The sequence below is a fragment of the Domibacillus sp. 8LH genome, from assembly GCF_038806185.1.
GTDB classification, from domain to species: Bacteria; Bacillota; Bacilli; order Bacillales; family Domibacillaceae; genus Domibacillus; species Domibacillus indicus_A.
The window spans coordinates 131,741-145,711 of record NZ_JAVJNG010000007.1; the positions used below are offsets into that span (position 1 = coordinate 131,741).

The following is a 13,971-nucleotide window of genomic DNA, read 5'->3' on the forward strand; positions in this document are numbered from 1 at the left end:
GCACATTTTTTTATGCAGGCACTCATTGTAGAAAAAGCATAAAAATGCTATCTTGAAATTACGTTATACGTACAAGTTAATGCTTCCTTCGAAAGGGGCTTGCTCAATGAAAAAGCTGCTTGCTATTTATGTAGTATTAATCATCGCATTCGGTCTTTATTTTTATTTTTATCAAACGAGCGAAAGAGCACTTCAGCATTCATCACCGGAATCGCTTGATGAGAAATATGTAATGGTGACGTTTCAAGCCGGTATTGATTATTGGAAGCCGGCAATCAAAGGATTTGAAGACGCAGCAGAGGAATTGGGTGTTTCGATTGAATATAAAGGAGCGCCACAAGTTGACGCTTATGAACAAATTACAGTCCTTGAGCAGGTCATTGCCCGTAAGCCTGCCGGCATCGCCATATCAGCAGTAGACGCAGAAAAGCTAAATCCAACAATCAAACAGGCTGTTGAAGCCGGTATTCAGGTTGTATTGTTTGACGCAGATGCGCCGAAAAGCGGTGCAGCTTCTTTTTTAGGCACGGATAACAAAGAAGCAGGAGCAGAAGCGGCTCATAAGCTTGCGTCTCTTATGAACGAAAAAGGAAAAACAGCGGTCATTACCGCACCCGGCCAGTTGAATTTGCAGGAACGCACAAAGGGTTTTACCGAAGCCATGAAGCAGCATTACCCAAATATGCAGGTAGTCGCTGTTGAAAACGGAAGACGGGATGAAAAAACAGCCAGACAGGCGGTTCTAAATTTATTTAAGCAGCATCCGGATATTGGCGGCTTTTTTTCAACAGAGGCAAATGCAGGAGCAGGTATTGCACAGGCAGCCAGGGCAGCCGGCCGGGATGTGAAAATCGTCGGGTTTGATACATACAAAACGACGCTGGATTTGATTCAGTCGGGAGAAATCGATGCGGCTATTGCCCAGGGAACATGGGAGATGGGTTACCAGTCTCTGCACTTTTTGGTCCAGCTTCATCAAGATCCGGATTCGTCCATTCCTGCCCGTGTCAATACAGGGGTAACAGTCGTTACAAAAGAGAATGCCGCCTCCTATTATGCATGGTAAAGGAAAGAAGAGATAAACATGAAAATAACTAAATGGAAATTGAATAACATTCCGATTAAGCATAAGCTGGTCGCGCTGCTGCTCTTTATTACGATCATTCCTGCCATTGTCCTCAGCCTGCTTATTGCCGTGACGGTTGAACGTGTGATTGAGGATCAAGTAACCGAAAATACGCTTCAGCTCATTGGGCAGGTCAATAAATCAATCGAGTACTATGCAGGAAATATGCAGAATGTCAGTTACCTGCTTTCATTTGATCCTGAAGTAGAGGCGTTTTTAGATGGGAAACGAACGGAAGAAGGAGAGTATTCAATTCGGCAATTTATGCAAAGGCTTACAACGCTTTATCCTGAAGTAGCCGGTATTTTAGCTGTAAACAGCAAGGGAGAAGCTGTCAGTAATGAATTATATGCTCTGCCTGATTGGGATCTTGCGAAAGAGGACTGGTACAAGCAGGCAGTTGAAGGAGCCGGGATTTTTAAAATGATCGGCCGGCCGAAAAACCGCTCTATTACGAGCCACGTCCATTACAGCGAAGAGGAAGTGGTATCGGTTGTACGGGCTATTGTAGACCCAGACACAAAGAAAGTAAAAGGTGTGATTTTAATTGATTTGAAAATCCGGGTGATAGCAGAAGCGGCTCGAAATATTAATACAGGAAAAGCGGGTTACTTAATGGTGCTTGATGAAGCCGGCCGGCCGATTTATTCGCCTGAGCCCTCGCTGCTTAAAGGCGTTCCTGTTGAGCGGTTCAAGGCGAAGAAAGCCGGATCTTTTTCGTCTATCATAAATGGAGAAAAGAAACAGTTTATTTATCAGAACCAGCCCTTTACCAACTGGACCACCGTCGGCGTTTTTTCAACACAAGAATCTGTTCGAGAAGTGCGGACGATTAACTTTTTCGTTGTTTGCTTTATTTTTCTTATTTTTTTCATTGCTATTACGGCTGCTTATCTCTTGTCAAACTCAATGGCAAGGCCGATCGAGCGAATTATTTCATTTATCCAAAAGGTAGATGCAGGTGATCTGGCGGTTCGCTACAGGGATAGTCGGAGAGATGAAATTGGCATGCTGGGCAGAAGCTTAAACCGAATGTTAATGCGTATCGAAAAACTGATGATGATGAACAAAGTGCAGGAGCAACAAAAAAGGGAAGCGGAGCTGCGCAGTCTGCAGGCACATATTAAGCCTCATTTTTTGTATAACACGCTTGACACCATTAATTGGATGGCCAGAAAGCAAAAAGCATACGATGTGGCAGAGGTTGTGGAATCACTGTCTACATTGTTTCGGATTGGCTTGAGTAAGGGGCACGATGTTATTTCTCTGCAGGATGAAATCACACACATTAAAAGCTACTTGAGCATTCAAAAAGCCCGATATAAGGATAAGCTCCATTACACGATCCATATGGCCTCTGAAGTAGAAAACGCATCCGTGCTTAAACTCGTTCTTCAGCCGATAGTGGAAAATGCGATTTACCACGGAATAAAAGAAAGGCGGGGACCGGGACATGTTCACATTTCCGCTTATGAAGAAAACGAACAGCTTTTGTTAACGGTAGAAGATGACGGAGCCGGCATGACAGAAGAAAGGCTGGAACAAATGCGCGCTAAGCTGGCATCCGTCCAGACTGAAAAAACGATGCAGAAAACGGATTTTGGCTACGGCATGATGAACGTGCAGGCAAGAATTCAGCTCGTATTCGGTTCCCAATACGGCATCCAAATAAAAAGCCTGCGGGGTGCTGGCACAAAAGTGGTGGTTGTGCTGCCGCTGAATCATCGTTTAACAGGAGAATAAGGGGGAGGACTATGAAAAATTGGAAGGTGCTTATTGCAGACGATGAACCGATGATTCGGGAAGGGCTGCAGGAGTCCATTAACTGGACAGAACTCGGAATGGAAGTAACGGCATTGGCGGAAGACGGAGAAGAAGCACTGGAACTCGCCCTTGAGCACGATGTTCATATCGTGCTCGCCGATTTAAATATGCCTATTATGAATGGAATTGAAATGATACGCGCCTTGAAAAAACAAAAGCCGGACTGCAAGGTCATTATTATTACCGGGCATGACGAGTTTACGTATGCGCAGGAAGCGCTTCGTTTAAATGTAACAGACTATATTTTAAAGCCGGTAAAACCGGAGCAGCTGCTTGAAGTTGTTACACGTGTGCGTGACCAGCTTCAGCAAAGTGAACGAGAATCCACCCGTGTAGAAAGAATGAGTGCGCAGCTTACCAAAAATGAACTAACACTAAAGGAAGCATTCGGAAGGGAATGGATTGAGCAGACGTTAAAAGAGGAAGAAGTCAGGGCGCAGCTGGAGTTTTTTGGGCTTCCTGCTGAAGTGCCGGAGGAAATTGGCATTATTCGAAGTCAGGCATACCGTTCTGGCAAGCCGATTTTAACGGACAACGACCGCCGAATGATGCTGTTTGCTGTAAAAAATATTGCAGAAGACTGGCTGAAAGAAACGGAGCATTTATTGTTTTCAAACGAAGAACATGTTGTGTTAATTACATGGGTTTCCCTTTCAGAAAAGCTTGTTTGGGAGATAGAGGAAGCGTTGAAGCAATATATGAACATACATAGCCAGTTTTACCGGGAGAACATTAAGGAACATGTAGCACTTGCTTATCAAAAATGCCTGCAGCGGGCAAACCAGGATGCCTTGGCGTCCCCTGTAGTCCGCCGGGCAAAAGAATATATTCATGAGCATTTTGAAAATCCGGAGCTTTCACTTGAATCTACTGCAGAAGCCCTGCAAGTCTCACCGGTTTATTTAAGCAGGATTATAAAGCAGGAGCTTGGCATTTCTTTTGTCCAGCTTGTAACAGGGAAAAGAATGAATAAAGCTGTTCATCTGCTTCAAACAACGGATCTGCCGATTTTGCATATCGCAGAAGCTGTCGGCTATGAATCCCAGCATTATTTTAGCACCGCTTTTAAAAAAGCTGTGGGCATGTCACCGAATCAGTATCGTAAAAATAGCGGATAACAAGCCGCCTCTTAAGAAAAAAGCAGTCAGACTGCAGGCAAATTATATGGATGACCGTGCACATAAAGGGGATGGATCGGCGGCGTCCAGGCAGCTCCGCTTTCCATGGGGCAGGCGCTGAGCCCGACTTCGCCTGGCGGCTCCACCGGTCTCCGCTGCCCGCTAGTCCCATAGGAGTCTGCGCCGCCCTCCCGCCGCCAAGTGGCTTGCGACAAGATTGTACAGAGCTAATAAGATCGTATTTTTCTGTTTAGCTCTGTTAAATATAATTGTTGATATTTCACGAAAAGCAAAAGAACCCATTTATGAGTTCTTATTATCGGCAGCTTCTTCGCTAAGTAACCGTTAGTTTAAGAAAAAATTATCAATAGCTATTCCATAAAAGAGTAATGCAACAACAAAGAAAATGAAGTAGTCCTTACGCTCTTTTCCTCTAACTACAAAATTTTCTATGCCGATTAACAGGATTACTGTTCCGAGCATAAGATCCCTAATTGCAGAATAGCTCCAATAATTATCAACACTATTACTCACTAAAAACTCTAAAAATATTACACCAATTAATATAGCTAATTGTGCATACATAAGCGGTTTAACTCTACGTTCGGCTTTTTCAAAGAACAAGCTCATAATTTTTTTAAAAAAAGAGTTCATACATTTTCCCCCAAAGACTACTTTTATTTCACATAATAATTCTAACATTAATTATTACATCAACAGAAGGTAGCATGTACTTCTTCTTCAACTAGTCTGCTCCGTTGGCCTAACAAGAAAATCAATAACAGTGTTTAACAGAGCCTTCTGTTTAAAAAGAGAAAATGTCTAGTCAGTCCTTGCTTATGGATCTTCCACACCACTTATCGGCTCTTTTTTAAAAGCGAAAGACTTTGTCCACACACTGACTGCCTTTTAAGGAAAAAGGCAGTTTTTTTATATGTTTATGAAAGCGTTTTTATAAAAGTTGAATTTTTATAAAAGAAGGTAATTTATTGAAAAGACGCATATCAGGTGCGGTGCTATAGTCAAGGTAAGAAAACAAGGAACAAAAGGGGGAGCATCAAATGAGAAAGTGGCTTTCGGTTCCAATCCTTCTGCTGCTGATGTTGTTTTTATCCGCATGCGGTGTCATTGATACGAGTGGAAGCGAAAAAGGTTATATCGGTATTTCCATGCCGACTAAATCATCAGAGCGCTGGGTGAACGATGGAGAAAATATGAAAAAGCAATTTGAAAAGCTTGGCTATAAAACGGATCTTCAATATGCAGAAGATGTTGTGGAAAACCAAACAGCTCAAATTGAAAATATGATCACAAAAGGTGTGGACGTTCTGGTGGTCGCGCCCATTGATGGGCAGGCAGCCTTAACGACAGTGCTTGAGCGGGCGCACAAGCAAGGCATTAAAATTATTGCCTATGACCGTTTGATTCAATACAGTGACTACATTGATTATTATGCGACATTTGATAACTTTCAGGTCGGTGTCCTGCAAGGCCAGTATATTGAACAAAAACTGGGGCTGAAAGATGGAAAAGGTCCATTTAATATTGAAATTTTTGCCGGTTCGCCAGATGACAATAACGCGTATTTCTTTTTTGACGGCGCTATGTCCATTCTTCAGCCGTATATCGACAGCGGCAAGCTGGTGGTGAAAAGTGGACAAACAAAATTTAATCAAGGTGCGACTCTTCGCTGGGACGGAGCGGTGGCGCAAGCAAGGATGGATAATTTGTTAAGCGCTTACTATACGAAAGACCGGCTCGATGCGGTGCTGTCCCCGTATGACGGAATCAGCATCGGTGTGATTTCTTCCTTGAAAGGAATCGGGTATGGTTCAGCCGGAAAGCCGATGCCGGTTATTACCGGCCAGGACGCTGAGCTTGCTTCGATAAAATCGATCATTCATGGACAGCAGACCCAGACCATTTTTAAAGACACACGCCAATTAGCGGAAAAAGCGGTGGATATGGCGACAGCGGTGCTTAATGGTGAGAAGGCGGACGTAAATGACACAAAAACATATGACAACGGCGCAAAGATCGTTCCTTCGTTTTTATTAAATCCTGTCTCAGTGGACCAAACCAATTATGACTCCGTGCTGGTAGGCAGCGGTTATTATACGGCTGAGCAGCTTGGCCAGAAAGAAGAGGTGGCACAATGACAGACATCATTCTCGAAATGCGCGGTATTACAAAAGAGTTTCCCGGAGTTAAAGCACTCTCCAACGTAAACCTTCAAGTTAAAAGAGGTGAAATTCATGCGTTGTGCGGAGAGAACGGTGCAGGAAAATCTACGCTCATGAAAGTACTCAGCGGTGTTTATGCGCACGGCTCTTACACAGGTGACATTTTGCTGGATGGAGAAGTATGCGAATTTAAAAACATCCGTCAAAGTGAAGAGCGGGGCATCGTCATTATTCATCAGGAGCTTGCCCTTATTCCATATTTGTCGATAGCCGAAAACATTTTCCTCGGTAATGAGCTGAGCCGCAATGGCGTGATTGACTGGAATGAAACGATGATGAGAACAAAAGAGCTTTTGCAAAAAGTCGGATTAAAAGAGTCACCGCAAACAAAAGTAGAAGATATTGGTGTCGGCAAGCAGCAGCTTGTAGAAATTGCAAAAGCACTCGCAAAGGATGTAAAACTTTTGATTTTAGATGAGCCGACTGCTTCTTTAAATGAAAATGACAGTGAGAACCTATTGAATTTACTGCTTGAATTTAAGGACCACGGCATGTCAGCCATTATGATTTCTCACAAGTTAAATGAAATTGAGCGGGTGGCGGACTCCATGACGATTATTCGGGATGGGCAGTCTATTGAAACGCTCGATATGAAACGGGATAACGTTAACCAGGATCGAATCATTAAAGGAATGGTCGGCCGTGACCTGACAAACCGGTATCCAGAGCGCACACCAAACATTGGTGAAACGGTTTTTGAAGTGAAAAACTGGACGGTGTATCATCCGGCGCACGCCGACCGGAAAATGATTGACAATGTCAGCTTCCACATCCGGCGCGGGGAGATTGTTGGTGTTGCCGGATTAATGGGCGCAGGACGCACAGAACTGGCGATGAGTATTTTCGGCAAATCATACGGCAAAAAAATCAGCGGCCATCTTGTGAAAAACGGCCGGGAAGTTCAGTTTCCCAATGTAACAAGTGCGATTAAGCAGGGGATGGCGTATGTATCGGAGGATCGGAAAGGCAACGGTCTTATCTTAATGGATGACATTAAGCAAAATATTACGCTCGCAAGCCTCGATAAAATTTCCAAGCGAAGCATCATTGATGAAAACAAAGAAAAGATCGAAGCGGAGCATTATCGTAAAAAGCTCCGGATTAAAACACCGTCTGTTTTGCAGAAAGCCGGCAACTTAAGTGGCGGGAACCAGCAGAAAATTGTTCTCAGCAAATGGATTTTTTCAGAGCCGGATATTTTAATTCTGGATGAGCCGACACGTGGCATCGATGTTGGTGCAAAGTACGAAATCTACTCGATTATCAATGAATTGGCCGCAGAAGGAAAAGGCATTTTGCTGATCTCCTCTGAGCTGCCGGAGCTTCTTGGTATGTGTGATCGCGTGTATGTCATGAATGAAGGATCGATTACAGGTGAAGTCGCAAGAGAAGAGGGCAGCCAGGAAACATTGATGATGTATATGACCAAAAGAAAGGTGAGGGGATAATCGATGCAGTCACACGCTCAAAAACAAAGAAATTACTCGTCGCTTCAGCCAGAGTCTCCGATGAAAGAGCTTTTGAAAAATAATATGCGCCAATACAGCATGATTTTTGCATTGATTGTCATTATGATGCTGTTTCAGGTGCTGACAAGCGGCCTGCTTCTTCAGCCGCTGAATATCACCAATTTAATCCTGCAAAACAGTTACATTCTAATTTTGGCGATTGGCATGATGCTTGTCATTATTACCGGCCATATTGATTTGTCTGTCGGTTCGATCGCTGCGTTCGTCGGCGCAATTTCAGCTATTTTAATGGTAAATTACGAAATGTCCACGTTTGGCGCTGTCGTGATTTCTCTTTTGATCGGTGCTTTGATTGGCGCCTGGCAGGGCTTCTGGGTTGCTTATGTAAAAATTCCGGCCTTTATCGTGACGCTTGCCGGCATGCTTTTGTTCCGCGGTTTGACGATGATTGTATTAGAAGGAAAGTCAATCGCTCCATTCCCAGAGGCATTCCAAAAAATAAGCTCCGGCTTTATTCCGGATGGAAGCGCCGCAAATGTAGTAACTCTTTTAATTGGTGCTGTGTTGTCTGTTGTGCTTGTGATCAGTCAGCTGAGAACACGCCGTACACAAATAAAGTTTCGTTTTGATGTACAGCCAAAAGGAATGTTTATCTTAAAGCTTGTCAGCATGATTGTGCTGCTGAATGTGTTTACCTACATACTGGCTTCCTACGAAGGCATTCCGAATGTGTTAATCCTGCTTGGCATTTTAATTGTCGTTTACACATATGTCATGAAAAAAACAAAAGCTGGACGCCATATTTATGCAATTGGCGGAAATGAAAAAGCGGCACAGCTGTCGGGGATTAAAACAAAACAAATGACATTTTGGGTATTCGTCAACATGGGCGTTCTTTCTGCGCTGTCCGGCTTGATTTTTGCGGCCCGCTTAAATGCGGCTACTCCAAAAGCCGGAAACTTGTTTGAGCTTGATGCCATTGCGGCCTGCTTTATCGGAGGTGCCTCTGCGTACGGCGGTATCGGAACTGTCCCGGGTGCGATCATCGGCGGCCTTGTGATGGGAATCATGAATAATGGGATGTCCCTCCTTGGACTCGGCATCGACTGGCAGCAGGGTATCAAAGGGCTCGTGCTTCTCGCGGCAGTTGCATTTGATATTTACAATAAAAATAAAGCAGCGTAAAAAGAGGAACGGCAAAATAACCGCGAAGCCCAAAGAGGGCATCGCGGTTATTTTTTCGTTCCCACTACACGAATCCGCCAGTAATCCGCGATCCAATGATCTTCATAAAACCGTTCTTCCGTCAATTCGGTTACAGCCCCGGATATGATCCGCTCTTTTTCTTCCGGCGTCTGTGCGCCCATGACCACATCACCAAACATATGGATCCAACTCCGCATCCCGTCTACACCTTCAAGACGGGTCGGCCGTTCAAAGTGCTCGACAAACGCAACATGAAAGCCGGCTTGTTCCATTAAAGAAGTGTATTCCCCAATCGAAGGGAAAAACCATGGATATTGGTTATGATCATAATGATCAATTTGCCCAATAATAGCCCGGGAAATAGAAGCGACATTTCCTTTGGCACCAAACTCTGCCACAAACCGGCCGCCCGGCTTTAAACTCTTAAATATACCATCCAGCACTTGTTCGGGCTTTTTCATCCAATGAAGAGCGGCGTTTGAAAATACCGCATCAAATTTTTCCACAAACGGGAGGTTGTGCGCGTCTTCTACGAAAAATGGGATGTGCGGATATTTTTGTTTTGCTTCTTCGATCATGGAGGCAGACTGGTCAATGCCAACCACATGAATTCCTTCGTTACACAATGTAAAAGCCAGATCACCTGTACCGCACCCAACGTCTAAAATCGCTTCACCGGCTTTTGGTGCAAGCAGGTCCACAACATCCTCGCCAAATTTTGAGACAAATTGGTGTTTTCCATCGTACAACTGTGCATTCCAAATCATATTCACTTCACTCCTTTTCATTTAGTATAGGGGTTTTCCTATATAATGAAAATTAGTTAAAAATGAGAAAATAGATAACGAAGTGGAATAAGGAGGAACGTATGAATATTTATTGGATTAAAACATTTTTAAAAGCAGCGGAAACAGAAAATTTCCGGCAGGCCTCAGAAGAATTGTTTATTTCCCAGCCGGCCGTCACAAAGCATATTCAACGGCTGGAGGACCGGCTGGATATCTCTTTGTTTGAGCGGCATGGGAAAGCGGTCAAGCTGACACCTGCCGGCTTGTTTTTTCTCCCGCGTGCAAAGAAAATCGCCGAATCATTTGATCGGAATATAAGTGAGTTTGACGCCTGGAAGCAGGGATATACAAAAAAGCTGGCGATTGCCTGCGCACCGCAGATTGCCTCGTCCTTTCTGCCCCCCGTACTTCAGCAGTTTATGGCCCGTTTTCCGGAAATTGATGTACAGATCGACATTCATAAGTCTTATGAAATCGGCGAAAAAGTGGGGAGCGGTAAGGCAGATATTGGGCTTGCACGAATGCCTTCTGCTTTTGCCGGTACATCTGTCAGCATCATTCACAGTGAAGCGGTTGTACTGGCCGGGCCGGCGGCCGAAAAGATCGATGAAGCTTTTCTTTTAAAAAATTACCGGGTTCTAGCGCATAACCATCCGGGTTACTGGGAAGAGCTTTTAAAAGAACTGAAAAAGAAATATCCCCGCTTGAAAATCATGACCGTCAGCCAGATGGATGTAACAAAGCGATTTATTGAAGCGGGGCTTGGGGTGTCATACATACCGAAATCGATGGTAAAAGAAGAGCTTGTTTCGGGCAGGCTAAGCACCTATCCGTCTGAAGCTGCGGAAAAACAAGCATCCCATACGTATTTAATTGAAAAAACGATAACAGAGGAAGCGGACTTGTTTAAACAGTTTCTTTTGTCAGTACAAGATGGAAAAAGCGGATGATGCGTACGGATGTTTAGGGAAGCAAAAAACAAAAGCCAAATAACAGAAAGGAGTTGACTCATTGGAAACCTATCGCAAAAGTGCAGATGATGTGATCGCAGAATGGAATACAACCAGTCAGGGATTAACAACCGGGGAAGCAATAAAACGACTCGAAGAGCATGGCTATAATGAGATTAAGGGCAAGAAAAAGGACCCTGTTTGGAAGCTTTTTTTAGCCACGTTTAAAGATGCCATGGTAATTGTTCTGCTTGTAGCAGCCGGCATCCAGCTTGTACTTGGCGAGGCGGTAGAGTCCGTTATTATTTTTCTTGTTCTTTTGTTAAACGGCGTAATCAGCGTCATTCAAACAAGAAAAGCGGAAAGCTCCCTCGATGCACTGCGTGAAATGTCCGCCCCGTCCGCAAAAGTAATACGTGACGGCGTGAGTCAAACGGTGCCCGCAAGAGAGCTGGCAAAAGGGGATGTTGTTCAGCTTGATGCAGGTGATTATGTTCCGGCAGATGGACGACTGATTGCCAGTGAATCATTGAAGGTAAACGAAGGAATGCTGACTGGAGAATCTGAAGCAGCCCAAAAAAGCACGGATACATTAACAGAGCAAGTACCTGTTGGTGATCGGCTTAATATGGTACATAGCGGTTCCCTGGTCGTAAATGGACGCGGCCGTTTTGTAGTAACGGGAACGGCCAATGAAACAGAGATCGGAAAAATTGCTAATATGATCGCGACTGCTGAGTCTAAACAAACCCCGCTTCAGCGGAAGCTGGACGAATTCAGCAAGAAGCTTGGAATCGGTATTCTTGTTTTATGTATTTTGATTTTTGCGGCCCAGGCATTGCGCATTTGGTTTGGCAATGAGCAGGTAGATACGACAGAAGGGATGCTGAATGCATTTATGTTCGCGGTCGCTGTTGCCGTAGCTGCGATTCCTGAAGCTCTTTCTTCTATTGTAACCATCGTCATGGCGGTTGGAACAACGAAAATGGCGAAACGGCAGGCGATTATCCGGAAGCTGCCAGCAGTAGAAACACTCGGGTCAACGAGTGTGATTTGTACAGATAAAACCGGCACGCTCACCCAAAACAAAATGACCGTTACAAACACCTTTCTGCCGGGAGTAGGACAGACATTTACGGAAGCGCATGAGAAAAGAAACAAGTCTGAGCAAATGCTTCTTTATATCGCCTTGCTTTGTAATGACTCATATGTAAATAAAGAAGGTCAGGAAATTGGGGACCCGACTGAAACCGCTCTGCTTCATTTTGGGAAAAAGATGAACGAACCTCCTGAACAGCTGCGGAATCAGTTTCGGCGTGAACTGGAACTGCCGTTTGACTCTGACCGTAAACTTATGTCAACCGTTTATACGATTGAAGGGGAACGGCTGATGCTTACAAAAGGCGGCCCGGATGTGATGTTCAAGCGCTGCCGCTTTATTTTAACGAACGGTAAGGAGGAGCCGCTTACCGAAGAGAAGCTGAACGAAGTAAAAGAAGCAAATGAAGCTTTTTCAAATGATGCGCTTCGTGTTTTGGCATATGGCTATAAAAAGCTTTCTGCTGAAAAAACTTCTATTACGACAGAGGATGAAAATGATTTGGTACTGGTCGGCTTGACCGCCATGATCGATCCGCCGCGTGAAGCTGTATATGGAGCTATTGAAGAAGCGAAAAGTGCTGGCATCCGGACGATTATGATTACAGGTGATCATAAAACGACCGCGAAGGCGATCGGGCGGGATATAGGTTTAATGGATGAAAATGATATTGCTTTAACCGGCCAGGAACTGGATCGGCTTTCAGACGAAGAGCTGGATGAGAAGCTGGAGAATATCTCGGTTTATGCACGTGTTTCGCCCGAAAATAAAATCCGTATTGTCCGCGCATGGCAGCGAAAAGGCGCCATTACAGCGATGACGGGAGATGGCGTCAATGACGCACCTGCTTTAAAACAAGCGGATATCGGCATTGCGATGGGAAGCGGGACGGATGTAGCAAAGGATTCAGCCGCTATGGTGCTCGCAGATGATAACTTTGTTTCGATTGTGAATGCCGTCGGCGTTGGACGTACGGTGTTTGACAATATTAAAAAAGCGATTAGTTATTTGTTTGCTGGAAACCTCGGCGCAATCATCGCTATTTTATTCGCAGTATTTTTTAATCTTCCGAACCCATTTACAGCGCTGCAGCTCTTATTTATCAACTTGATTAATGACTCACTTCCAGCGTTGGCGCTTGGAATGGAAAAGGAAGAACCGGGGGTTATGAAACGAAAGCCGCGCGATATAAACGAAGGCATCTTTTCTGGAGGAACGCTAAGAGCGGTAGTCACCCGGGGGCTGCTGATTGGAATCGCGGTTATTGTCTCTCATTACATGGGGGTGCAGACGTCGGCAGAAATGGGTATCGCTATGGCCTTTACTACATTGATCTTGGCCCGGACGCTTCAAACTTTTGCAGCCCGTTCCAATACACAAACAGTATTTGGAATAGGATTTTTCAGTAATAAATATATTCTTGGTGCCGTAAGTGTTTGTTTTTTACTGTATGGATTAACGGTGCTGCCAGGCATACGAAACATTTTTTCGATTCCGCCTTCGTTTGGCTGGGATGAGTGGCTCGTTGCTGCAGGACTTGCCTTAGCAGCGGTTGTGCTTATGGAAGTAATCAAGCTTATCCAAAATAAAAAATCCTAAAGGAAAGCCTCGGTCCAACACACGACCGGGGCTTTCTGTATAAGCGGGATAGAGATGTGAGAAAAGGTGAAAAGAATTTTTTATATTTTTCTCGAAAAATGTATTGACCATATAGAATAAGAGATGCTATATTATTAAACGTCGCTAAGACATCAAGCGAAAACACAACTGAATTAAAGTGAAGATCACCAATCATTTTGCTTTAAAAAGAAGTTGACTTGCTTTTGAGAAATGCGATAGAATAAAGCCTGTCATTGAGAAGTTCTTCTAGTTAAAATGAGAGGAACATAAAAAAGGTTAATAAACTTTTTTGGAAAAGTTGTTGACAAACAAAAGAGCTTAATGATATGATGTTATAGCTGTCGCAAAGATGGCGTGAACGAATTGAACATTGAAAACTGAACAAAATCAATAAAAACGTCAACGTTTTAAATTTTTATCTCCCATTAAAAACACCCCGTGTTTTAATGGGAACAAATGAGCAAGTCAAACTTTTTTGGAGAGTTTGATCCTGGCTCAGGACGAACGCTGGCGGCGTGCCTAATACAT

At 44.1% G+C, this 13,971-nt stretch carries 10 protein-coding genes; 8 read left to right on the forward strand and 2 right to left on the reverse strand.

What is annotated here, in order from left to right:
* Positions 1–106 precede the first annotated feature (106 nt).
* From RG959_RS11520 to RG959_RS11530, 3 genes are read left to right on the forward strand one after another with little or no spacing between them, the layout of a single operon-like run.
* The gene (locus RG959_RS11520; RefSeq protein WP_342797227.1) at positions 107–1,066 is read left to right on the forward strand and encodes a substrate-binding domain-containing protein; all 960 of its coding nucleotides are present in this window, start codon (positions 107–109) and stop codon (positions 1,064–1,066) included.
* Positions 1,067–1,084: 18 nt separating this feature from the next.
* Entirely contained in the window at positions 1,085–2,869 is a 1,785-nt protein-coding gene (locus tag RG959_RS11525) for a histidine kinase (protein ID WP_342797228.1), read from the forward strand.
* Positions 2,870–2,880: 11 nt separating this feature from the next.
* The gene (locus tag RG959_RS11530; RefSeq protein ID WP_342797229.1) at positions 2,881–4,068 is read left to right on the forward strand and encodes a response regulator; all 1,188 of its coding nucleotides are present in this window, start codon (positions 2,881–2,883) and stop codon (positions 4,066–4,068) included.
* Positions 4,069–4,413: 345 nt separating this feature from the next.
* On the opposite strand, the gene RG959_RS11535 is transcribed toward RG959_RS11530, so the two are convergent.
* Positions 4,414–4,722 (reverse strand): hypothetical protein, encoded by a 309-nt coding sequence (locus RG959_RS11535; protein ID WP_342797230.1) that lies wholly within the window; start codon positions 4,720–4,722, stop codon positions 4,414–4,416.
* Between the two features lie 407 nt (positions 4,723–5,129).
* Here RG959_RS11535 and chvE point away from each other — a divergent pair, with 407 nt between their 5' ends.
* Genes chvE through mmsB form a run of 3 tightly spaced genes read left to right on the forward strand, consistent with a single transcriptional unit; the run spans position 5,130 to position 8,965 of the window.
* Complete coding sequence (gene chvE / locus RG959_RS11540) at positions 5,130–6,227, forward strand: multiple monosaccharide ABC transporter substrate-binding protein (protein WP_342797231.1); 1,098 nt, start codon at positions 5,130–5,132, stop codon at positions 6,225–6,227.
* A complete protein-coding gene (mmsA, locus tag RG959_RS11545; RefSeq protein WP_342797232.1) occupies positions 6,224–7,759 on the forward strand; it encodes a multiple monosaccharide ABC transporter ATP-binding protein in 1,536 nt (511 codons plus the stop codon). The genes chvE and mmsA overlap by 4 nt, the downstream gene beginning before the upstream one ends.
* A gap of 60 nt (positions 7,760–7,819) precedes the next feature.
* Positions 7,820–8,965 (forward strand): multiple monosaccharide ABC transporter permease, encoded by a 1,146-nt coding sequence (mmsB, locus tag RG959_RS11550; protein ID WP_342797241.1) that lies wholly within the window; start codon positions 7,820–7,822, stop codon positions 8,963–8,965.
* 47 nt (positions 8,966–9,012) lie between these two features.
* On the opposite strand, the gene RG959_RS11555 is transcribed toward mmsB, so the two are convergent.
* Entirely contained in the window at positions 9,013–9,753 is a 741-nt protein-coding gene (locus RG959_RS11555; protein ID WP_342797233.1) for a class I SAM-dependent methyltransferase, read from the reverse strand.
* Positions 9,754–9,854: 101 nt separating this feature from the next.
* On the opposite strand from RG959_RS11555, the gene RG959_RS11560 reads away from it, so the two are divergent.
* Both RG959_RS11560 and RG959_RS11565 read left to right on the forward strand, forming a co-directional pair.
* Positions 9,855–10,724 (forward strand): LysR family transcriptional regulator, encoded by an 870-nt coding sequence (locus tag RG959_RS11560; protein ID WP_342797234.1) that lies wholly within the window; start codon positions 9,855–9,857, stop codon positions 10,722–10,724.
* Between the two features lie 61 nt (positions 10,725–10,785).
* Positions 10,786–13,422, forward strand: coding sequence for a cation-translocating P-type ATPase (locus tag RG959_RS11565; RefSeq protein WP_342797235.1), 2,637 nt, complete (start codon positions 10,786–10,788; stop codon positions 13,420–13,422).
* Positions 13,423–13,971 lie beyond the last annotated feature (549 nt).